We start from the raw sequence: 21,707 nt of genomic DNA, 5'->3' as shown, positions 1-21,707 counted from the left end.
CGTCAACTCGATTGCGCGGTGTCGTCCTCGGGCACGTCATCAAGAATGTCATCCTGCCCAGGCAGTTCAGTGATCACGCTGAAGTCCGATACTTCAACCGCGCCATTGCCGTAGCCCAGCAAATGAAACGAGAAGGCTTTGCGCGGCTGCGGGTTTTCAAAGCTGAAATCCATCTCCAGCGGCTGATCCGCCGTGGCTACCATTTCTGCTGGCAGGCCCAGTTGCACGTCCTGTTCAAATTCCTTGGCCTTGAGCTGAATGTACGCCGCCTGCTGCGGATCGACCGAGCGCACGGTCAGGCGCACGCGGGTGTGCGAGCCTTTGGGCATTTCCAGGTATTGCGCGCCGATCAGGTTGTCGGCCCAGTCATCCTTTATCTGCGCTTGCAGAGGGATGATGTTGTTGCTGCCGAACTGGTAGCGATGATTGAGCGGTGTGCGCAGCAAGGACAGGTCCAGCGCATCGGCGCGCGCGGCGATTTGCCGGGCCGGGTGGCCGCTGTAGGTGCCTTTGTATGTGGCACTTTCGGCGATGAAACCGGTGCTTTGGTAATAGCGGCAGCGGCGCGGCAGATCGCACTCGGAGAAGATGCCCTGACCGTTGTGGTAGCGCAGTTTGCCGTTGGTGAACGACATGATTTCTCGCCCCGAATCGTAGTCGCGAAACAGCGACCGCCCGCTCAGCGCAGTCGGCACCGGCAGGTCGAAATAGTCGAGGATTGAGGTGCTCAGATCGACGTGACCATAAACCCCGGCATTCAGACGCGGCAGTTGCGCCTGCTCCGGTGCCAGCGTCAGGTTGAAACCCCACGAGGAGGCCAGCCGCACGCCGTCGATGCCATGGGATTCATCCGAGGTGATCACCACCAGTGTGTCCTTGAGAACGCCCTGGCGCTCCAGCCCTGAAAGAAACTGATCCAGCGCATCGTCGAGATAACCGACGGCAGCCTGCTTGGGCGTCTCATAACGCTGCAGATAATCCTCCGGTGCGGAGTAGGGCTGATGGGTGCCGACCGTCAGCAGAGTCAACATCCACGGCTGCTTTTGCTTTTTCAACTGGCCGACGTAATCCAGCGCGCCTTCAAAAAACGCCTTGTCATCCTTGCCCCACGGGAACTCCAGATAGTTGCTGTTGCTGAACCATTCCAGGCCGTGGGTCGCATCGAAACCGATGTGCGGCATGATCTTGTCTTTGGCCATGAAGCGCAGGCCGGCGCCCTGCAAATAATGAGTGCTGAAGCCGTGTTCGCGCAGCTGCGCCGGCAGGCAGGCCTGATTGCGTTCGTTGAGGGTGAGCATTTCCACGCCTTTGGGCGTGCCGTTGTTGAGCTTGTCGTAGTCACCGCACAGCATGGCGTACAGACCGCGAATGGTCTGATGGGTGTGCAGCACGTAATCCGGAGTGTTCATGCCGCGCTCGGCCCAGCGGCTGAGGTTGGGCATCAGGTCTTCCTGGTAATGACTGCCGATCGCTTCGCGGTTGGCGCGGATGTAGGCGCCGGGGATTCCTTCCAGGGCAATGATCAACACATTGCGCGCCTGACCCGGCGCGGCGAGCAGCTTCTGGCCATTGAGGTCGACGTCGGTGAGCCCGGCCATCGCCGGTGTCGGTTCTTCGACGTCGCCGTCCAGCCATTCCTCGGCCTGGATCTGCAGGTCGGCGACTTCACTGGCGAGCAATTGATGCGGCAGGTTGTACAGGCGCCAGGCGTCGCCGTCATTCGGCCACAGGTTTAGCGCGCCCCAGTGCGCGGCGAACAAAACGATCGGCGCTGCCCAGGCCGCGCGCGGCAATGCCGGCCGAGCCAGACCGCGCCCCACAAATTGGGCCAGCAGCCAGAAAACCAACGCACCCAGCAAAGCAATGGCCAGGGCAGGGTGCGCAAGTCCGCCGCCAGTGGAGTTCTCGACGAACTGCGGGTCGATCAGGTAGTGAACATCCGAAGGCGTCGGCAGGCGGCCGACGGCGCTGACCAATTCTGCCGTGGCGATCGCCAGCAGCGCCCAAAACACCAGCACCGGCAAGGCCAGCCACCACATACGGCGATGCAGCGCTACCACCAGCAGACTACCCACGGCCAGATCCGACAAAAAGCCCAGCGGTGTCGACCAGCCCAACGCTGCACGCAGGCACACCGGCACGATCATTACCAAAACGATTAGAGAAAGAAGGCGGGCATTCGGCCGCCGCAGCCAGTTGAAAAGAGCGCTCACAAAAAAGGCCTGCTTGTCATCAAAGGGTCAAAAAAGTGTGGGTGATGATATCAAGGGCAGGAAGGCTGATCGGCTTTTTAAACCTGCGGCCGGCGATCCCCGAAACGGCGCGTGCCCATAGCGGGCGTGGGTTGTGGGGCGCAGTGCCATTTTTCCCGAGGGCAGTTTTTTGTTTCAGACTGTTGTAGGTTCATCCACTGCTCCTGAATTCCAGCAGCAGACGTCAAACCGCTCAGTGCTATCGATATGCGATAAAGATATTTAATTTCAATTTTTTATAGCTATAAAGTCAGGCCTTTCAGCCCATCCCCATGCTGCGAGGTTGTCATGGCCACACCGTTCAAACGTTCTGCGCTGACTCTGTTGGCCGCTACTCTGGCAGCGGGTGCGCTGTTCAGTAGCGGCGCCCAAGCCGAGGGCAGGATCAGCATCGCCCAGCAATTCGGCATTGGTTACCTGATTCTCGATGTCGTACGCGATCAACAGCTGATCGAGAGACACGGTAAGGCTCAGGGTCTGGACATCAAGGTCGACTGGAACAGCATTTCCGGCGCCACGGCGATGAACGAGGCGCTGCTGACCGGAGCGCTGGATGTGGTCTCGGCCGGCGTGCCGCCAATGCTCACCGTGTGGGACCGCACCAAGGGCAAGCAGAATGTCAAAGCCATCGCCGCGCTGGGCTCGATGCCCAATTACCTGCTGACCAACAACCCGAACATCAAAACCCTCAAGGACTTCAGCGACAAGGACCGTATCGCCGTGCCGGCCGCAGGCGTAGGTTTTCAGTCGCGCACCCTGCAAATTGAAACCGCGAAAGAATTCGGCGACGACCAGTTCAAGAAATTCGACAACATTTCGGTCAGCCTGCCGCACCCTGACGCCACCGCCGCGCTGATCGCCGGCGGCTCGGAAATCAATTCGCATTTCTCCAGCCCACCGTTTCAGTACCAGGCTCTGCAAAACCCCAACGTGCACAAAGTGCTGAGTTCCTACGACATCCTCGGCGGCCCGGCGACGTTCAACGTGCTCTACACCACGGAAAAATTCCACGACGAAAACCCGAAAACCTACAAGGCGTTCTACGACGCACTGGCCGAAGCCGAGCAGATCATCAAAGCCGACAAGCCCGCCGCTGCCCAAGCCTACATCCGCGTCGAACAATCGAAACTGCCGCTGGCTCTGGTCGAGCAAATCGTCAAAGACCCGGAAATCGACTTCACCGTCGTACCGCAACGCACGTTTATATATGCCGAGAAATTGCAGGAACTGGGCGTGTTGAAGAACAAAGCGGCGAGCTGGAAGGATTACTTCTTTGAAGAAGCGCATGGTGGTGCGGGGAGTTGAGGGATTGGGCATCACCCGGAACTACTGTAGGAGTGAGCTTGCTCGCGAAAGCGGAGTTTCAGCCACAGATGAGTTGACTGGCCTGACGCCTTCGCGAGCAAGCTCGCTCCCACAGGTTTAGCCGCGTAAACCCTCTTCCGGGCAAAAAAACGGGGCGGCCCGATCATCGATCAGGCCGCCCCGTTTATGTGTCGGGCGAACAGTCTTTCCGTCAGCGATCAATGCATCTTGCTGTGATCGTGGCCGCCCATGTTGGTCAGCGCGCGGACCGGTGCCTTGACTTCAATGGTTTCTTTCTCGCCCTTGACGTTTTCCACGGTCAGGGTCAGCGGCACGCTGTCGCCTTCCTTCAACTGACCGGTCAGGCCCATCAGCATGACGTGGTAGCCGTTCGGGTCGAAGCTCACGGCTTTGCCGGCAGGCAGCTCAACGGACTTCACCGGGCCCATGGTCATCACATCGTTCTTCATGCTCATTTCATGAATCTGAACGTCCTTGGCCACTGGCGAGGCAACGCTGAGCAGCTTGCTGTCGGTGTCGGCAGTGACGGTCATGAACGCGCCGCTGGCGGACTGGGTCGGCACGGTTGCACGGACCCAGGCGTCGTCGATTTTGGTCTGCGCCGACGCCTGGAAGGCCAGACCGAGCAGGGACAGTGCACATACGGTGCGTTTGAGGTGATTCAGAACGGGATGCATCAGCAGACCTCCATAACAGTAAGCAAATCTTCCGTGCACTCTTGGGCTGTCAGCGAAGTGGACAGGCCCAGGCGCAACTCACCACGCGAGTCGTAGACGTAGCTGGTGGACGTATGGGAGATGGTGTAGGTGTCGCCGGCGGGGACTTTCTCGTAGAACACGTCGAATTCCTTGGCGGTGGCCTTGGTTTCCTCAAGTGTGCCGTACAGCGCGACGAAGCTCGGATCGAAGGCTTTGACGTAGGCGTCGAGGATCTGCGGCGTGTCGCGCTCAGGGTCAAGGGTGATGAACACCACTTGCAGGCGGTCGCCGTCGCGGCCCATGAGTTTCTTGATCTGCGCGGCGCGGGCCAGGGTGGTGGGGCAAACGGCCGGGCACTGGGTGAAGCCGAAGAAGATCATCGGCATCATCCCGCGAAAGCTCGACAGCGACATGGTTTCGCCTTCGGGGTTCTTCAGCTTGAAGGTGCGTCCGAGGATCTTGTCGCTCAGATCCTTGCCGTACTTGTACGACAGTTGGCCACGGGTGTCGCAACCGGCGAGCAGGCCGAGCCCGAGCACGCCCATTCCCGCAAGTACCTTGCGGCGAGTCAACAAAGCCGTCATCTAATACCGCCTTTTGCAGCCCGCGAGTCGGCAGGACTGGCGGGGGGTTAACCGTAAAAGCGCCGCATGATAGCAAACTGAGGCTGATCGCCGGCTGCCGATCGCCGCGCGGTGCCGGATCGGACGACAAAAGGTGTAAGAAGAAATGACGAATAAGCCATGCGTTCGCCGCGACCAAACTTGATTTAAATAGTATGACGATTGGAGGCGAGCGCAGAAACACGTACTCTTGCCGCTGCGCTGCAAAGACCAAAACAACAACAGGAGTCTGTAATGCAACCGATTCGTCTCGGCCTGGTGGGCTACGGCAAGATCGCCCAGGATCAACACGTCCCCGCCATCCTCGCCAACCCGGCGTTCCAGTTGGTGGCGGTCGCTACCCAAGGCAAACCTTGCGCCGGGGTGGAAAACTTCCAGTCGCTGGGCGAGCTGCTCGAGAACGGCCCGACCGTCGATGCGATTGCTTTCTGCACGCCGCCACAAGGGCGCTTCGCACTGGTGCAACAGGCGTTGGCCGCCGGCAAGCACGTGCTGGTGGAAAAACCGCCCTGTGCGACATTGGGCGAGGCCATGGCCCTGGTCGATCAAGTCGCCGACCAAGGCGTCAGCGCTTTGTTCGCCTGGCACTCGCGCTACGCACCGGGCATCGCCGCCGCCCGCGACTGGCTGGCCAGCCGCACCCTGCAAAGCGTGCAGATCGACTGGAAGGAAGACGTACGCAAGTGGCATCCGGGTCAGGCATGGATCTGGCAGCCGGGCGGCCTCGGTGTGTTCGATCCGGGCATCAACGCTTTGTCGATCATCACCCACCTGCTGGCGCTGCCGCTGTTTGTCGAAGCCGCCGAACTGCGCGTGCCGAGCAACTGCCAGTCGCCGATTGCCGCCTCGATCAAAATGTCCGATGCGCGTCGGCTCGACGTGCGCGCCGAGTTCGATTTCGACCATGGTCACGACGAACTGTGGAGCATCGAAATCCGCTGCGCCGAAGGCGTCCTGCGCCTGGACAACGGCGGTGCCGTGCTGAGCATCGACGGCGTCCGGCAAAGCGTATCGGAGGAGGGCGAGTACGCAGCGGTCTACCGCCACTTCCAGCAACTGATCGGCGACAAGGCCAGCGACCTCGATCTGCAACCGTTGCGCCTGGTGGCGGACAGTTTCTTTGTCGGCAGCCGGGCGTTGGTTGAGCCGTTTTACGATTGAAGTGGATTGTCCGGTTTGAGTGGACGGTGTAACCCTTTTCAAGCGATTTATCCCTTTGCTGTGCGTCAGTAATCTGTACCCAACTTGAACGCAACAACAAAACTCAATACTTGAAAAGGGACGCACACCATGACCACTCCAACCTACAACCGCCTGAACAAAGACGACGCTATCGTGCTGCTGGTTGACCACCAGACCGGTCTGATCTCGCTGGTGCAGGACTTCTCGCCGAACGAGTTCAAGAACAACGTGCTGGCGCTGGCGGATCTGGCCAAGTTCTTTGACCTGCCGACGATCCTCACCACCAGCTTCGAACAAGGCCCGAACGGCCCGCTGGTACCAGAGTTGAAAGAGATGTTCCCGGACGCGCCGTACATCGCTCGTCCAGGCCAGATCAACGCCTGGGACAACGAAGACTTCGTCAAGGCAATCAAGGCCACCGGGCGCAAGCAGATCATCATTGCCGGTGTCGTGACGGATGTGTGTGTAGCGTTCCCGACCCTGTCGGCGCTGGCGGAAGGTTTTGATGTGTTCGTAGTGACTGATGCGTCCGGCACCTTCAACACGACCGTGCAGCAAGCCGCGTGGAGCCGCATGACTCAGGCTGGCGCGCAGATGATGAACTGGTTCTCTGTAGCGTGTGAGCTGCACCGCGACTGGCGCAACGATATTGAAGGCCTGGGCAATCTGCTGTCGCAGCGCATCCCCAACTACCGCAACCTGATGAACAGCTACTCGGCGCTGACGCAGCAGAAGTAAGCCTCCCATCCAAAGCTAAAGCCTGCCTCGAAAGCAGGCTTTTGCGTTTTCTACAGAACGCCGTTCGTCCATTGCCGGGCACTTGTCACGCGCCGGCATTTCACACGTTCAGGTACCTATCGCTGAATCACATCGGAGACCGACATGGACATTGATGAAAACGCACCGGGCAACCAGTCGCAACAAGCCGTGACGCGCACCACCGACAACGAGACCGGGCACGATCCCAAGCGGGAAAATCCCGAGGTGCCTTTGCCGCCGGACGATGAGGCACCGGTCGAGGAAGATATGTCAGATGTGGATGCGGCCAACTCGGTGTCAACCGAACATCCGCCGTCACGCTGATCGAGCGATTTAATCGATGCCTCCCACTCTGGAATTAGAGTGAGAGGCTCTCCCGCGCACCCTGATGCAGTTCAGTCACCGACATCGTGAAAACCAGTTTCAACCGCCCAGGATTGGAATATCCGTGCGCTAAATCCCCGGTGGGAGCGAGCCTGCTCGCGAAGACGGCGGCACATTCAACATCTTCCGACTGACCCAGCGCATTCGCGAGCAGGCTCGCTCCCACAATGTTACGTGTTGACCATTGATTTGATTGCGCCACAAAACCCTGTGGGAGCGAGCCTGCTCGCGAAGGCGGCGGCACATTCAGCATTTTCATTGACTGGTCTACCGATATCGCGAGCAGGCTCACTCCTACAGTTGATTGTGATTCATCTGGTCTCAGTAAGGGCTCGCGGTCGGGCGCACGATCAGTTCGCTGACGTCGACATCCGCCGGTTGTTCGACGGCATACGCAATCGCGCGGGCGATGGCTTCGGCGGGGATGGCGATCTTCCGGAAGGATTTCATTTCGGCACGGCCGCCTTCATCGGAAATGCTCTCGGCCAGTTCCGATTCGGTCACGCCCGGTGCGATGACAGTGACGCGGATATCGCCACCGACTTCCTGGCGCAAGCCTTCGGAAATCGCCCGTACGGCGTATTTTGTCGCGCAGTACACCGCCGCAGTAGGGCTGACCGCGTAAGCGCCGATCGAGGCGATGTTGATGATCTGCCCGGCGCGCTGGCGCTGCATCAAGGGCAGGCTGGCGGCTATGCCGTGGAGCACGCCACGGATGTTGACGTCGATCATGCGGTTCCACTCATCGACCTTCAGCGCATCCAGCCGTGACAACGGCATGACCCCGGCGTTGTTGACCAGCACATCGACGCGGCCGTAATGCTCGACGGCGAAATCAACGAAGCGCTGCACATCCTGCTGATCGGTGACGTCCAGTGCGCGGAACTGCGCGTGGCCACCGGCGCCGTTGATCTCTTCGGCAATCACGGCCAGACGCTCGGTGCGCCGTGCACCCAACACCACTTTGGCGCCACGTTCGGCGAGCAGGCGTGCGGTGGCTTCGCCGATGCCGCTGCTGGCGCCGGTAATCACGATCACTTTGTCTTGAATGTTCAGCATGATGTCGTCCTCTTCTGTGTGCCCGTGAGTGGGCCTGGAAGAAGATTAAGTGCGGCGGCTCATGGGCTATTAATCGATTCCTCCACGGGATTTGCCCAATTCTGCTGCATCGCTTTTCGACAGGTTTTCAGGCCCCGCGTGGCGCGTCCCGGTAGGCACTCGGAGTGACCCCGACTTCACGGCGGAACACCTGGGAAAAGTGGCTGGGGCTGGAGTAGCCGACTTCCAGGCCAATGTCGATCACGCTGCGTGCGGTCTCCAGCAACAGATGACGCGCGCGGCTCATGCGCAGGCGGATGAAGTATTGCGAGGGCGATAAACCGGTGGCGCGCTTGAAGGTGCGGCTGAAGTGGTAGTCGCTCAGCTCAGCGACTGCGGCCAGATCACCGAGGCTGAAATCTTCCGCCAGATGCGCATTCATGGCTTCGATCACCCGGCGCAGTTTGTAGGCGGGCAGGGCGTTGTCGCGGCGCGGGTTGCTGTCGGGGTCGAGGTAATGACGCAGCAGATGGATCGCCAACGCCTGAGCCAGGCTGTGCACCAGCAGTGCGCTGGGTTGGCGCTGTTCGGTCAGTTCGACGCGCAGTTGCTCAAGAATGAAGCTGACCTGCTCGTCACGCGCACCCGACACGTCGACAAACGTCACTGCACCGGCCTGTTCTCCGAAGGCTTCGCGCGCCGCGTGTTCGATCAAGCCCAGACCAAGATAAAGGTGCATGACTTCGAAGACCTCGCAACCTTCGGTCTGCCAGCGCATTTCGTAGGGTTCCCGGGTGTTGGTCAGGAAAAAATCGCCCGCCGTGACCTGGCTCGCCTGCCACTCTCCGCCCAACGAACGTTCTTCGACCCGGGCAGTGCCGGCCAGTACCAGCACCAGCAGCGGTTCGGCCACGCACGGCACGCGGATCGGCTCAAGCAGGGTTTGATGGCGGAACAGCTGCACCACCGCATCCTTGATCTGCGGCCGCGGCGTGGTCGTTTCCGCAACACCGGGCAGATGCTCCGGCATGGCTTCGGCGGCGATGCGCGCGGGCTGGCTGATTGTCGGTGTAGCAGGGCTGGCAGAGGGCACAGGACGCTCCATGAAAAGCTTCGGCTGCGGAATGATTTTGAAGGTTAGGGCGGGCGAACGAGAAACTCCAGCGCAAAACTCCGACAGTCCCGGCAATCGCCCGAAAGCCCGGCGGCGGCCAGTGCGCGACAGTGAAGCCGTGTTCACGACCGCGCCATCAGGCGCAACACCGATTCGCTATCGAGGAGTTAAAACCATGACTGATTTCAACCACACCCTGCCCCAAGAAGTCGCCGGCAAAGTTGCACTGGTCACTGGCGCGGCCAGTGGCATCGGCAAGGCGATTGCGCTGATGCTGCACGCTCGCGGCGCCAAGGTAATTGCCGAAGACCTCAATCCGGCTGTCGAAGCACTGGCTCGTCCCGATCTGGTGCCGCTGGTGGCGGACATCACCGAGGACGGCGCCGCCGAACGTGCTGTCGGCCTTGCCGTCGAGCAGTTCGGGCGTCTGGATATTCTGGTCAACAACGCCGGGATCATCATCAACAAAGCCGTGATCGACATGAGCCGCGACGACTGGGAAAAGATCCAGGCAGTGAATGCCACGGCCGCCTTCCTGCACTGCCGCGAAGCGGTGAAAGCGATGATCCCGAACAAGTCCGGTGCGATCGTCAATATCGCCTCCTATGCCTCGTACTTTGCCTTCCCGACCATCGCCGCCTACACCGCTTCCAAAGGTGCGCTGGCACAACTGACCCGCACGCTGGCCCTGGAAGTCATCGAGCACGGCATTCGCGTCAACGCGATCGGCGTCGGCGATGTGGTGACCAATATCCTTAATGATGTGGTCGAGGACGGCCCGGGCTTCCTCGCGCAACACGGCGAAGCGGCGCCGATCGGTCGGGCGGCGCAGCCGGAAGAGATCGCCGAGATCGTGACCTTTCTGGCCTCCGACCGCGCCAGTTTCATGGTCGGCTCGGTAGTCATGGCCGATGGCGGCATGACGGTAACGGCGGGTTGATAGTGGTGTGAGAAACCAAGGGCGCGTGTGAGAACGCGCCCATGGCTTTGCCGCGATCACGAGCACGCAGAATCAGGCAAACCTGCAGCATCTTTGATCTAGTCGCCGCTGGATAAAACTGGCTAATCTTCCTCCGCAGTTGACCCACCTTCGTCTGCTTTCGAGGCCCTTTGCATGGATAACCACGACGCTTCCATCCTCCACGACACGGCGGTGTATCGCGCCGAGCTGGTGCGCTTGCTGACTCAGCGCTTTGATGCGCCGGGCACCTACGAAACCGCGATTGCGCCACTGCACGTGATCCGTCTCGATGGGCCGTCCGAGCTGATCCATGTCGTGCACCGCCCGGCGCTGTGCCTGATCGTGCAGGGGCGCAAGGAAGTCGGGCTGGGCGACGAACGTTTCCTCTACGACCCGTTGAATTACCTGGTGGTGTCGGTGACGTTGCCGGTGTCGGGAAGGGTGATTGAAGCCTCACCCGAGGCGCCGTATTTTTGCGTACGGCTGGATTTCGATCCGGCGCAACTGACGCAACTGATTGCCGAGTCGCCGCTGACCGGCATGCCACAGGACGCCGGGCGCGGCATGTTTCTCGACAAGATCGACGTGACATTGCTCGATACCATGCTGCGTCTGGTGCGCCTGCTGGATAACCCGCGCGACATCGGCATGCTCGCACCGATGGTGTTGCGTGAGCTGTATTACCGCCTGCTGCGCGGCCAGCACGGGCATCTGCTGTATGAAATCGCCGTCAGCGATTCGCAGACCCACCGGGTCACGCGGGCCATCGACTGGCTGAACAAGAATTTCACTGAACCGCTGCGCATCGACGCGCTGGCGCAGGTGGCCAATCTGAGCAATTCGGCGCTGCATCACCGCTTCAAAGCCGTCACCGCCATGAGCCCGCTGCAATATCAAAAACAGCTGCGCCTGCAAGAGGCGCGGCGGCTGATCATCAATGAAGGGCTGGACGTCTCGAGCGCCTGCTACCGCGTCGGCTACGAAAGCGCTTCGCAGTTCAGCCGCGAATACAACCGCCAGTTCGGCTGCCCGCCGTCCAAGGAACTCAGCCGCCTGCGCCAGACCGGCTGATTACCGCGGGTGTCCCGCCCATTCATCACGAAACCCCAGCAGAAAATCCACAAACGCCCGCACCCGCTGCGGCACGTAGCGGCCGTGCGGGTAGAGCAGGGTGTAGGGGCGCGAACGTCCGGCGTACGGCTGCAGCACTTCAATCAGGCGGCCATCGGCGAGTTCCTGCTCGACGATGAACCGGTAAGTCTGAAACAGCCCTGCGCCGTGCTTGGCCAGCGTCACACCGCCGAGCACATCGTCGGAGCAGGAATAGCCACCGTCGGAAATCACTTCCAGGTCTCGGCCGTTTTCCTGAAACAGCCAGGAAATCCGCCGCCCGCTGCTGGGCAATTCGAACTGGATGCACTCATGCGCAATGAGATCGTCGAGGGTCTGCGGCGTGCCGGCTCTATGCAGATATTCGGGGGCGGCGACCACCACCAGGGCGGCGTCTTCCAGCAGGCGCGCGATCAGGGTCGAGTCCGGTTGCGCGCGTACGCGTATCGCCAGGTCGTAGCCTTCTTCAACGAAGTCGATATTGCGATTGCCCAAGTGCACGTCGACCGTGACCTCGGGGTACAACGCACGAAATTTCGGCAGCAGCGGCAGGATGCGGTGATGCCCGTAGGTGGTTGGCAGGCTGATGCGCAGTCGACCCGACGGCGAAGTCTGTGCGCCCATGACTTCCTGCTGCGCTTCGACCAGTTGCGTCAACGCCTGGCTGCACTGTTCGAAGAAGCTCCGTCCGGCGTCGGTGAGGCGGATGCTGCGCGTAGTGCGGGCGAACAGTCGCGAACCCAGGCGTTGCTCCAGACGCAGAATCGACCGGCTCACCGCAGCGGGCGTGACCCCGGCCAGTTGCGCGGCGGCGGTGAAGCTGCCGGCTTCGGCGGCCAGGCAGAACAGTTCGATACTGCCTAACTGCAAATCTTCAAAATGGCGTTTCATTGTGGCTCGCACCGAGGATCGACGGACGTTCATCCTCTGTGTACCACAACCAACGACGCCGCCGGTATCCACCGGCGGCGTTGCAGGGTTTCGATCAATGGCCAGCGCTCTGGCCACCGTCGACATGCAGGATCTCGCCAGTGACGAAATTTGCCCCGTCGAGGTAGAGGATCGCTTGCACGATGTCGTCGATTTCCCCCATGTGGCCGACCGGGTGCAGGCTGCCCAGCGCCTGATGGGTTTCCTCGGCGTGCATCGGCGTTTTGATGATGCCCGGCGATACCGCGTTGACCCGAATGCCACGCTTGGCGTACTCGATCGCCAGGGATTTGGTCGCGGCGTTGATGCCGCCCTTGGTCAGCGACGCCAATACCGAAGGCACGCCGTCGATTGCATGATCGACCAGGCTGGTGGTCACGCTGACGACGTGGCCGTTGCCGTGTTTTTCCATCTCGGCGATGGCCAGTTGCGAGATGTAGAAGAAGCCGCTCATGTTGGTCGCCACGACCTGGGCATAGTCCGCCTGGCTGTAAGCGGTGAACGGCTTGGCCAGAAAGATCCCGGCATTGTTGACCAGCGTATCGACGCGACCGAAGCGGGCGACGGCGGCGCGAATCACGCGCTCGGCGGTTTGCGGATCGGCAATGTCGCCGGCGACGGTCAGCACATCCGGGTCACTCGACTCTTTGATCGAGCGCGAGGTTGCGACCACTTGATGGCCAAGGGCGCGAAAGCCTTCGACCAGACCTGCACCAATGCCTTGCGAGGCGCCGGTGATGACAACTACTTTTTTCGATGTGCTCATGATGATTTCCTCTGTCGCTGGCCCGTCAGGATGGCGGGTGGCTGTTGGAGAGGACTTTAGGAAGTTGCGCGGAGTTGATAAATGGGGGCTGAGGTACATCATTTGTACTTCGGTGTATCTAATCAGAACGGCCTGCACGCGTTTTTGTAGGAGGCAGCTTTCGATTGTCCCGTTTGAGTGGACGGTGAAACGCTTTTCAGCCGATTTATCCCTTTGCTGTGCGTCAGTAATCTGTACCCAACTTGAACGCAACAACAAAACTTCAAACTTGAAAAGGGACGCACACCATGACCACTCCAACCTACAACCGCCTGAACAAAGACGACGCTATCGTGCTGCTGGTTGACCACCAGACCGGCCTGATCTCGCTGGTGCAGGACTTCTCGCCGAACGAGTTCAAGAACAACGTGCTGGCGCTGGCGGATCTGGCCAAGTTCTTCGACCTGCCAACCATCCTCACCACCAGCTTCGAACAAGGCCCGAACGGCCCGCTGGTACCGGAGTTGAAAGAGATGTTCCCGGATGCGCCGTACATCGCTCGTCCAGGTCAGATCAACGCTTGGGACAACGAAGATTTCGTCAAGGCGATCAAGGCCACCGGGCGCAAGCAGATCATCATTGCCGGTGTCGTAACGGATGTGTGTGTAGCGTTCCCGACCCTGTCGGCGCTGGCGGAAGGTTTTGATGTGTTCGTGGTGACTGATGCGTCCGGCACTTTCAACACCACCGTGCAGCAAGCCGCATGGAGCCGCATGACTCAGGCTGGCGCGCAGATGATGAACTGGTTCTCTGTAGCCTGTGAGCTGCACCGCGACTGGCGCAACGACATCGAAGGTCTGGGTAACCTGCTGTCGCAGCGCATTCCCAACTACCGCAACCTGATGAACAGCTACTCGGCGCTGACGCAGCAGAAGTAAGTTCACCACCCACGAAAAAGCCTGCTTTTAACAGCAGGCTTTTTTTCCGACGGCTGCGGCCAACTTGGTTGCTGTGTAGCTTGCCACACCGCTTTCGCGAGCAGGCTCGCTCCCACAGTTGACCGTGTTCCCTCAGGAGAAATGCAATTTCCTGTGGGAGCGAGCCTGCTCGCGAAGACGGCGGCACAGTCACCCGAGCAATTCACTGATCCACTGCATCTCTTGCTTCAGCGCAAGAATTTTGTCCTCCGGCAGCGCTTGTTGCGCTCGCGTAAACTGCCCCAACGTCTTCTGCCGCTGCTTCAGCCTGCGTTGCCATTTGTGCAGAAATGCCGGGCAGCGCGCCTGCATATGCAGCGGTCCGAAAAACAGTTCCCTGGCATCGTAAGTCACCGGATCAGAACCGCGCTCGGCAACGATAATTTCGTAGTCGAAGCGATTCTCGTGCAGCACCTCTTCACAGACGATGCGGTAGCCGTTATCCATCAACCACTGGCGCAGCGCTTGCTCGCCGCCGTTGGGCTGCAGGATCAAGCGTTCGTGGCCGCTGAGATGGGCTTTACCACTGTCGAAAATATCGCGAATGGTTTCGCCGCCCATGCCGCACAGGGTGATGGCGCTGATGGCGTCGCCAGGTTTGATTGCCGCCAGACCATCGGCCAGGCGCACGCTGATCTGGCCGTGCAGGTCGTTGTCATTGACGGTGCGTTGCGCCGCGTGGAACGGCGTCAACGCGACCTCGCCAGCGACCGCTGCTGTTATCAGGCCCCGGCGCAGCAAGGCCACCGGCAGGTAAGCATGATCGGAGCCGATATCGGCCAGTCTCGCGCCAAGCGGCACATGGGCGGCGACGCGCTCAAGACGCATGGACAATGTTTGTTGGTTCAACGCAAACCCCTGTTCACCCTGCGGTGGAAAAAAGGGGTGCGACTCTGGCGAGCAACGCTGGCGCTGTCAATTACGTGATGGAATTACTCGAGCCATCGGCAGCATTGCGCTGCCGATGGGCGCTTGCGCTTAGCCGGCGAGCGTTGCGTTGTCGATGACGAAGCGGTATTTCACGTCGCCCTTGAGCATGCGCTCGTAGGACTCGTTGATCTGTTCGGCGCGGATCAGTTCGATGTCGGAAACGATGCCGTTCTCAGCGCAGAAATCCAGCATCTCCTGCGTCTCGGGAATGCCGCCGATCATCGAACCGGCAATGGTGCGCCGCTTGGTGATCAGGTTGAACACGTTCGGCGACGGATGCGGCGATGCGGGCGCTCCGACCAGGGTCAACGCGCCGTCGCGCTTGAGCAGGACGAGGAAGGCGTCGAGATCGTGCGGGGCTGCGACGGTATTGAGGATCATGTCGAAGCTCTTGGCGTGTGCCGCCATTTCCTCGGCATTGCGCGACACCACCACTTCGTCCGCGCCCAGTGCCTTGGCCGCTTCACGCTTGGATTCGGAGGTGGTGAACGCCACCACGTGGGCGCCCATGGCGTGGGCCAGTTTGATGCCCATGTGACCCAGGCCGCCGATGCCGACCACGCCGACTTTCTTGCCGGGGCCAGCGTGCCACTGGCGCAGCGGCGAGTAGGTGGTAATGCCGGCGCAGAGCAGCGGCGCGACGGCTGCCAGTTGCGCCTCGGGATGACGGATGCGCAACACATAGCGTTCGTGCACGACGATGTTTTGCGAGTAACCACCGAGGGTCCAGCCCGGTGCGTCCGGGGTCGGGAAATTGTAGGTGCCGATCATGCCGTCGCAGTAATTTTCCAGGCCGGATTCGCAGTCATCGCAGTGCTGGCAGCTGTCGACGATGCAACCGACACCGACCAGATCGCCGACCTTGTAGTCCTTGACGTGATCGCCGACCGCCGAGACGCGGCCGACGATTTCGTGGCCGGGGACGCAAGGGAATTGCGTGCCGGCCCATTCGGCGCGCACCTGATGCAGGTCGGAATGGCAGACGCCGCAGAAGGCGATATCGATCTGTACGTCGTGCGCGGCTGGCGCACGGCGTTTGATCTGCATGGGCTCAAGGGGTTTGTCGCCAGCGTGGGCGCCATAGGCTTGTACGAGCATGTGAGCATCCTCCATGGGTTGTCGGACGCCCATTGTTGCGCCTGGGTCGGAGCGCGAAGTAGTGCATTTCTGTGAAATGCTTGCCTGATTCTGCTGTTGATTGCGCAACCGACAGGCAGCCGTATGGCGACGGCTGCCTGTTCAGGCTCAACGCGGATTGGGCTGGTCGTCCATCTCGGCGTTATCGGTTTCCTGACGTACGCGCTCCGGATCCAGCCCGGTACTGTCATCGTCCAGCGGGATTTCGCCTTCGTTGTCGGGCAGTTCGTCGATGCCGCGTTCCTTCATCGGATCGACCTCGGTACGCCCCGGACTCAGCGGGTCGGGCGTGGTTGGGAGCGGATCGTCACCTTGCTTGCCTTGATCGTTATTCATCTCACACCTCGTCATGGCCGTTTTCTACGGCTTGTGCAGATTGGAGGTGCGGGTGATTTTCGCCGTTCGATTTTTTTGCCTGCCTTCGGTCGCCTCGCAAAAAAGCGGAATTTCTCCGACGCGCGCCGCTCCATAAACCAACAGCCAGAGGCGAGGACGCAATGATGAGCAGCTCATTCAAAGTCGGCGATGCGGTGCGCTGGAATTCCGAGGCGGGCGAGATCCACGGCAAAGTGGTCAAGGTGCACACCCGCGACACCGAGTTCATGGGCCGCCACCGGCCAGCCTCGAAAGACGCGCCGCAGTACGAGGTCAAGAGCGACAAGACCGGCCACCTGGCCATGCATCACGGCGACGCGCTGAAGCACGCTTAGAAACGTGCCAGTCGGTAGGCGTCGGCATTCGGCAACTCGCCGGCCGCGCCTGAGACCATCTGCCCGATCAATTCCGCCGTCACCGCCGCTTGAGTCAGGCCCAGATGCTGATGACCGAAGGCAAGCAAGACCTTGCCGGCGCAAACCTGATCAATCACTGGCAGCGAATCCGGCAGCGACGGGCGAAAGCCCATCCACGGTGTGGCGCCATCAGCGTTCAGGTCCTTGCGAAACAGGCCTTGGCTCAGGCGCTGCAACTGCCAGGCGCGCGCCATGTTCGCTGGCCGCTCCAATCCGGCGAATTCGACCGTGCCGGCCAGGCGCAGCCCATCGCGCATCGGCGTCATGATGAATTTGCGTTCCAGCGAGGTGACGGGGAAGGGCAGGCGATCATGCTCGTGCGGCAGCATCAGGTGATAGCCACGTTCGGTGTCCAACGGTACTTGCTTGCCGGTCAGCGCGGCAGTCAGTTTCGCCGAATGCGCACCGCAGGCCAGTAACACGCGGCTGGCCGTTACGCCGCCATTACCGGTGACTAATAGCACACCGTTTTCCTGCACGTAGCCGCCCTGAACCTGCTGTTTGAGAAAACTCACGCCGCTGCTGCGCGCCGCCTCGACCAGTGCACGAACCACCCGATAGGGGTCAAGGAAATGCCCGGTTCGCGGGAAAAACAGTCCGCCCTGAATCTGTTCGCTGAGCTGCGGCGCCGTTTCGCGAATCGGCCCCGCCTGCCAATAGTCCACCGGCACCTGCTGCTGATTCAGGCGTGCCTGCAAGGCTTCGATGGCCTGACGGGATTCAGGTTTTTCGAAGACCAGTAACGAGCCGTCAACCTTGAGCAGATCGGTGCGCTGGATATCGCTGAGCAAGCGCTGCCACGCGTCGAGGCTGCTTTCATTGAGCGCGCGCAAGCCGGCGACGGTTTTCTGAAAAGGCTCGGGCCGCAGATTCAGCAGCAAGCGGGTGAACCACGGCAGGGCGCGCGGCAGGTACTTCCAGTCCAGGCGTAGCGGTCCCATCGGGTCCATCAACATGGCCGGCAAGCGCTTGAGGATCGACACGTCAGCAATCGGAAAGACTTGCTCGGTGGCCAGATGCCCGGCGTTGCCGAACGAAGCGCCATGCCCCGGTTCCTGCTGATCGATGACCACCACGCGCAAACCCTGACGCGCCAGGCGCAGTGCGCAAGCGACGCCGATGATCCCCGCGCCGACCACCGCGATGTCGTGCGAAGGGTTATTCGCCATGGTGTGTCGCTTCCCGTTGGCCATCGAGCAAGCGCCGAAGGTTTAGCGGATTGGTCTGTTGCAGCGCCGTCGGCAGCAGGCTGTCGGGGAAATCCTGATAGCACACCGGCCGCAGGAAACGCAGGATCGCCGCAGTGCCCACCGAGGTGCTGCGCGCATCCGAGGTCGCCGGGTAAGGCCCGCCATGCACCATCGCATCGCAGACTTCCACGCCGGTCGGCCAGCCATTGACCAGCAAGCGCCCGGCCTTGCGCTCCAGGGTAGGCAACAACGCGCGCGCCAGTGCAAGGTCGGCGTCGTCCATGTGCAAGGTCGCGGTCAGTTGACCTTCCAGATGTTCGCAGACCTGACGAATTTCCTCGTCACTGCTGCATTGCACGATCAGCGCTGTCGCGCCGAAGACCTCGGCTTGCAAGCTTTGATCGGCAAGAAAATCCGCTGCATCGGTGCTGAAGACATGCGTCTGACACTGATTCGGGCCGCCGCCGACTTGGCCAACCGCTACCGCGCGCGCACGGGGATTGTCTTGCAAAGCCGTCGCGCCTGCTTGATAGGCGCCGAAGATGCCGGGCGTGAGCATGGTTTGCGCCGCGCTGCGCGGGATCAGTTCCGCTACCGCGCCGAGAAACCCGTCGAGCGCCGGGCCTTTGCGGGCAATCAACAATCCCGGGTTGGTGCAGAACTGCCCGGCGCCCAGTGTCAGCGACGCGACAAATCCTTCGGCCAACGCCTGCGCCCGATTTTCCAGCGCGGCAGGAAACAGCACTACCGGGTTGATCGAGCTCATTTCCGCATACACCGGAATCGGCTCCGGCCGCACTTGCGCGGCTTTCATCAAGGCCAGTCCACCAGCCCGCGAGCCGGTGAAGCCAGCGGCTTTGATGCGCCAATCACTGACCAATGCGATGCCGACTTCGTACCCCGAATCGAACAACAAGGAAAACACGCCCTCGGGCAGAGCGCAGGCCCTGACCGCTTGCGCCACTGCGCGGCCGACCAGTTCGCTGGTGCCGGGATGCGCGCTGTGCGCCTTGACGATCACCGGGCAACCAACCGCCAATGCCGCAGCGGTGTCGCCACCGGCCACGGAAAATGCCAGGGGAAAGTTGCTCGCACCAAACACCGCGACCGGCCCCAAGGCAATCTGTCGTTGCCGCAGGTCGGCGCGCGGCAGCGGTTGGCGTTGTGGTTGCGCACTGTCGACGCGCACGTCCAGCCACTCACCCGCGCGCACCGTACGGGCGAACAGGCGCAATTGCGAGCAGGTGCGGCCGCGTTCGCCCTGAAGGCGTGTAGGCGGCAGACCGGTTTCGGCCTGGGCGCGTTCGATCAGTTCATCGCCAAGGTTTTCGATGTGCTCGGCAATGCTTTCGAGAAATGCCGCACGGCTGCTCAAGCTGGTTTCGCGATACGCGTCTTGCGCCGCCCAGGCCAGGGCGCAGGCTTGTTCCACCTGTTCGGCTGACGCCCCGGCATACTGCGGTTCAAGTGCCTGGTTGGTCGCCGGATCAATCGCGCGAAAGGCTGGACGATTACCGGTCACGGCTTGCTGGCCGATCAGCATGTTGCCCGTCAGAGTCATGGTGTCTTCCTGTGAAATGAGCGAGGCCTGCCGCGAATCGTGATGACTCGCAGCAGGTGGTGGTCAGGCGAAGTTCTGTTCGGCAGACCAGTTCTCGTACCAGTGACGGAACAGCGAATACTGCTTCTCGGCATAGCGCCGTTGCGAGTCGCTCAGCGCATCGGTTTCGTTGAAGTGCAGGGTGTATTCCTTGTCGCCGTTGAGCACCATCAAGTGCTTGTAATACAGCACCAGATCACAGCCTTCGTCGAACGATGACAGCACTGCCAATGCCGATTCCAGCTCCCGCGCCTGACGCCGGGCCTTGGCATCGCCTTGCGCGGCCTGCTTGCTCAGCGCGACCAGTTGCAGCACTTCGCGGGGCAGGGCGTTGCCGATACCGGTGATGGCGCCGGTAGCGTTGCAGTTGACGAAACCGTGCACCACTTGCGTGTCGACGCCGACCATCAGCGTCACGTCGTCATCCTTGGAGGTGATGTTCTCGGCCGCGTAGCGCAGGTCCGCGCCGCCGCCGAATTCCTTGAAGCCGATCAGGTTCGGGTATTCACGGCGCAGTTCGAAAAACAGATCGGCGCGGGTGGCGAAGCCGTAGTAAGGGCTGTTGTAGATCACCGCCGGCAAGTTCGGTGCGGCTTGCAGGATCGCGGCGAAGTGCGCTTTTTGCGCTGTTACGGAAGCACCACGGGACAGCACGCGCGGAATGACCATCAAGCCTTGCGCGCCGACTTTCGCCGCATGCGCTGCGTGGGAAACCGCTTCACGGGTATTCACCGCACCAGTGCCGACGATGGTCGGCACCCCGGCGGCGACCAGGCGCGCCACGCCTTCCTGACGCTCGGCTTCAGTCAGCAGCGGCCAGTCGCCCATCGAGCCGCAATAGACCACGGCGCTCATGCCGATATCAATCAGCTCGCGCCCCTTGCTCACCAGCGCATCGAAGTCCGGTTTGCGCTGGGCGGTGCACGGGGTCATCAGGGCCGGCATGCAACCAGTGAAGATGTTGTCGCTCATGATTCAACTCCTTGGCATTTGGTTTTATTCGAGGGAAAAAATCGGCGTGGAGGCTCAGATGCCCCACGCGAACGGGTCGGTTTCGTCGATCAGCAAGGTGCTGTCGGCGGTCATGTAGGCGCGGCCGGTGATGAACGGGCGAATGCGTTCACCTTCCCATTCGAAGCGGCCTTCGAACTGGCTGCCGGTGATGCTCGCCTGTATCCACGGTGCGCCCGGTTGCAGCTTGTCGTCGGCGGCCAGGCAGGCAAGTTTGGCGCTGGTGCCGGTGCCGCACGGTGAGCGGTCATAGGCTTTGCCGGGGCACATGACGAAGTTGCGGCTGTCGGCCTGATCGTCATCGGCGAACAATTCGATGTGGTCGATGACCGCACTGTCTTCGCCGAAGATGCCCTGATCTTCCAGCGCCTTGAGCATGGCCCAGGTGTACGCGGTCAGGTGTTCGACGTTGTCCATGGTCAATGTCTGGCCATGCTCGGAAACCAGGAAAAACCAGTTGCCGCCGTAGGCGATATCACCGACTACGCGACCAAAACCGGGCACGTCCACTGGTACCTGTTTGCGATAACGGTAAGCGGGCACGTTGCCCAGAGTGACCGAGCCATCGTCGTGCAGCGTCGCGCTGACTTGCCCCACCGGTGTGTCGATCTTGTGCACGCCCGGCTGGATTTTCCCCAGATGCTGCAACGAATTGATCAGGCCAATGGTGCCGTGGCCGCACATGCCCAGGTAGCCGGCGTTGTTGAAGAAGATCACCCCGCAAGTGGCGTCCGCCGATACCGGTGGGCAATAGAGCGCGCCGACCAGCACGTCGTTGCCGCGTGGCTCGAGCAGACAGGCGCGCCGCCACTGATCGTGCTGGCTGCGCAGGGCATCGCGTTTCTCGGCCATGTCGTTGCCGGACAACTCGGGAAAGCCGCTCATCACCAGTCGTGTCGGCTCGCCGCCGGTGTGGGAATCGATGACGTGTACTCGTTTCATGGAGAGA

22 protein-coding genes are annotated in these 21,707 nt (G+C 61.1%); 8 read left to right on the top strand and 14 right to left on the bottom strand.

Going from position 1 to position 21,707, the window contains the following annotated elements:
* Positions 1–2: 2 nt before the first annotated feature.
* Entirely contained in the window at positions 3–2,213 is a 2,211-nt protein-coding gene (locus ACV8MC_RS22520; RefSeq protein WP_256808868.1) for an LTA synthase family protein, read from the bottom strand.
* Positions 2,214–2,540: 327 nt separating this feature from the next.
* Here ACV8MC_RS22520 and ACV8MC_RS22515 point away from each other — a divergent pair, with 327 nt between their 5' ends.
* On the top strand, positions 2,541–3,557 hold the full coding sequence (locus ACV8MC_RS22515; protein WP_095179586.1) for an ABC transporter substrate-binding protein: 1,017 nt from the start codon (positions 2,541–2,543) through the stop codon (positions 3,555–3,557).
* A gap of 218 nt (positions 3,558–3,775) precedes the next feature.
* Here the strand turns inward: ACV8MC_RS22515 and ACV8MC_RS22510 are convergent, their stop codons facing one another.
* Positions 3,776–4,255, bottom strand: coding sequence for a copper chaperone PCu(A)C (locus ACV8MC_RS22510; protein WP_457263539.1), 480 nt, complete (start codon positions 4,253–4,255; stop codon positions 3,776–3,778).
* A complete protein-coding gene (locus ACV8MC_RS22505; RefSeq protein ID WP_016774221.1) occupies positions 4,255–4,860 on the bottom strand; it encodes an SCO family protein in 606 nt (201 codons plus the stop codon). Before ACV8MC_RS22505 ends, ACV8MC_RS22510 begins: the two co-directional genes overlap by 1 nt.
* 273 nt (positions 4,861–5,133) lie before the next feature.
* On the opposite strand from ACV8MC_RS22505, the gene ACV8MC_RS22500 reads away from it, so the two are divergent.
* From ACV8MC_RS22500 to ACV8MC_RS22490, 3 genes are all read left to right on the top strand, one after another.
* Positions 5,134–6,060 carry a Gfo/Idh/MocA family protein gene (locus ACV8MC_RS22500; RefSeq protein ID WP_457263537.1) on the top strand — a complete coding sequence of 309 codons (927 nt, stop codon included), beginning with the start codon at positions 5,134–5,136 and terminating at the stop codon, positions 6,058–6,060.
* Between the two features lie 129 nt (positions 6,061–6,189).
* Positions 6,190–6,819 carry an isochorismate family cysteine hydrolase YcaC gene (ycaC, locus tag ACV8MC_RS22495; protein ID WP_016774235.1) on the top strand — a complete coding sequence of 210 codons (630 nt, stop codon included), beginning with the start codon at positions 6,190–6,192 and terminating at the stop codon, positions 6,817–6,819.
* Between the two features lie 144 nt (positions 6,820–6,963).
* Positions 6,964–7,164 carry a hypothetical protein gene (locus ACV8MC_RS22490; protein WP_016774226.1) on the top strand — a complete coding sequence of 67 codons (201 nt, stop codon included), beginning with the start codon at positions 6,964–6,966 and terminating at the stop codon, positions 7,162–7,164.
* Positions 7,165–7,545: 381 nt separating this feature from the next.
* Here ACV8MC_RS22490 and ACV8MC_RS22485 read toward each other — a convergent pair whose 3' ends face one another.
* Positions 7,546–8,283 (bottom strand): SDR family oxidoreductase, encoded by a 738-nt coding sequence (locus tag ACV8MC_RS22485; RefSeq protein WP_125915955.1) that lies wholly within the window; start codon positions 8,281–8,283, stop codon positions 7,546–7,548.
* Positions 8,284–8,410: 127 nt separating this feature from the next.
* Positions 8,411–9,292: a helix-turn-helix domain-containing protein gene (locus ACV8MC_RS22480; protein ID WP_457265593.1), complete on the bottom strand. Its 882-nt coding sequence runs from the start codon at positions 9,290–9,292 to the stop codon at positions 8,411–8,413.
* Between the two features lie 259 nt (positions 9,293–9,551).
* On the opposite strand from ACV8MC_RS22480, the gene ACV8MC_RS22475 reads away from it, so the two are divergent.
* Positions 9,552–10,316: an SDR family NAD(P)-dependent oxidoreductase gene (locus ACV8MC_RS22475; RefSeq protein ID WP_056784713.1), complete on the top strand. Its 765-nt coding sequence runs from the start codon at positions 9,552–9,554 to the stop codon at positions 10,314–10,316.
* Positions 10,317–10,490: 174 nt separating this feature from the next.
* Positions 10,491–11,408 (top strand): AraC family transcriptional regulator, encoded by a 918-nt coding sequence (locus tag ACV8MC_RS22470; protein ID WP_095179591.1) that lies wholly within the window; start codon positions 10,491–10,493, stop codon positions 11,406–11,408.
* On the opposite strand, the gene ACV8MC_RS22465 is transcribed toward ACV8MC_RS22470, so the two are convergent.
* Positions 11,409–12,338, bottom strand: a complete 930-nt coding sequence (locus ACV8MC_RS22465; RefSeq protein WP_016774233.1) for a LysR family transcriptional regulator — start codon at positions 12,336–12,338, stop codon at positions 11,409–11,411.
* Between the two features lie 94 nt (positions 12,339–12,432).
* Positions 12,433–13,143, bottom strand: a complete 711-nt coding sequence (locus ACV8MC_RS22460; protein WP_041480604.1) for an SDR family NAD(P)-dependent oxidoreductase — start codon at positions 13,141–13,143, stop codon at positions 12,433–12,435.
* A gap of 287 nt (positions 13,144–13,430) precedes the next feature.
* Between ACV8MC_RS22460 and ycaC (ACV8MC_RS22455) the strand changes: the two genes are divergently transcribed.
* Positions 13,431–14,060 (top strand): isochorismate family cysteine hydrolase YcaC, encoded by a 630-nt coding sequence (gene ycaC / locus ACV8MC_RS22455; RefSeq protein ID WP_016774235.1) that lies wholly within the window; start codon positions 13,431–13,433, stop codon positions 14,058–14,060.
* A 189-nt stretch (positions 14,061–14,249) separates the two neighbouring features.
* On the opposite strand, the gene ACV8MC_RS22450 is transcribed toward ycaC (ACV8MC_RS22455), so the two are convergent.
* The 3 genes from ACV8MC_RS22450 to ACV8MC_RS22440 all read right to left on the bottom strand — a co-directional run bounded on the left by ACV8MC_RS22450 (position 14,250) and on the right by ACV8MC_RS22440 (position 16,502).
* Entirely contained in the window at positions 14,250–14,948 is a 699-nt protein-coding gene (locus ACV8MC_RS22450) for a tRNA (adenine(22)-N(1))-methyltransferase (protein WP_457263534.1), read from the bottom strand.
* 129 nt (positions 14,949–15,077) lie between these two features.
* Entirely contained in the window at positions 15,078–16,127 is a 1,050-nt protein-coding gene (locus tag ACV8MC_RS22445; protein ID WP_150635674.1) for an NAD(P)-dependent alcohol dehydrogenase, read from the bottom strand.
* 147 nt (positions 16,128–16,274) lie between these two features.
* On the bottom strand, positions 16,275–16,502 hold the full coding sequence (locus ACV8MC_RS22440) for a hypothetical protein (RefSeq protein ID WP_056784730.1): 228 nt from the start codon (positions 16,500–16,502) through the stop codon (positions 16,275–16,277).
* 164 nt (positions 16,503–16,666) lie between these two features.
* On the opposite strand from ACV8MC_RS22440, the gene ACV8MC_RS22435 reads away from it, so the two are divergent.
* Positions 16,667–16,876, top strand: a complete 210-nt coding sequence (locus ACV8MC_RS22435; protein WP_051600414.1) for a hypervirulence associated TUDOR domain-containing protein — start codon at positions 16,667–16,669, stop codon at positions 16,874–16,876.
* Here ACV8MC_RS22435 and ACV8MC_RS22430 read toward each other — a convergent pair.
* The 4 genes from ACV8MC_RS22430 to ACV8MC_RS22415 all read right to left on the bottom strand — a co-directional run bounded on the left by ACV8MC_RS22430 (position 16,873) and on the right by ACV8MC_RS22415 (position 21,700).
* The gene (locus ACV8MC_RS22430) at positions 16,873–18,126 is read right to left on the bottom strand and encodes an NAD(P)/FAD-dependent oxidoreductase (protein ID WP_457263531.1); all 1,254 of its coding nucleotides are present in this window, start codon (positions 18,124–18,126) and stop codon (positions 16,873–16,875) included. The genes ACV8MC_RS22435 and ACV8MC_RS22430 overlap by 4 nt on opposite strands.
* Positions 18,116–19,708 (bottom strand): aldehyde dehydrogenase (NADP(+)), encoded by a 1,593-nt coding sequence (locus ACV8MC_RS22425; RefSeq protein WP_457263529.1) that lies wholly within the window; start codon positions 19,706–19,708, stop codon positions 18,116–18,118. The genes ACV8MC_RS22430 and ACV8MC_RS22425 overlap by 11 nt, the downstream gene beginning before the upstream one ends.
* A gap of 63 nt (positions 19,709–19,771) precedes the next feature.
* The gene (locus ACV8MC_RS22420; protein ID WP_150635671.1) at positions 19,772–20,719 is read right to left on the bottom strand and encodes a dihydrodipicolinate synthase family protein; all 948 of its coding nucleotides are present in this window, start codon (positions 20,717–20,719) and stop codon (positions 19,772–19,774) included.
* Positions 20,720–20,773: 54 nt separating this feature from the next.
* On the bottom strand, positions 20,774–21,700 hold the full coding sequence (locus ACV8MC_RS22415) for a 4-hydroxyproline epimerase (protein ID WP_457263527.1): 927 nt from the start codon (positions 21,698–21,700) through the stop codon (positions 20,774–20,776).
* Between the last annotated feature and the right edge of the window lie 7 nt (positions 21,701–21,707).

It is taken from the genome of Pseudomonas sp. PK-RTE-24 (assembly GCF_054052265.1).
Note: the sequence above shows the minus strand (reverse complement) of the source record. Positions and strands in the feature narration are given on the sequence as shown.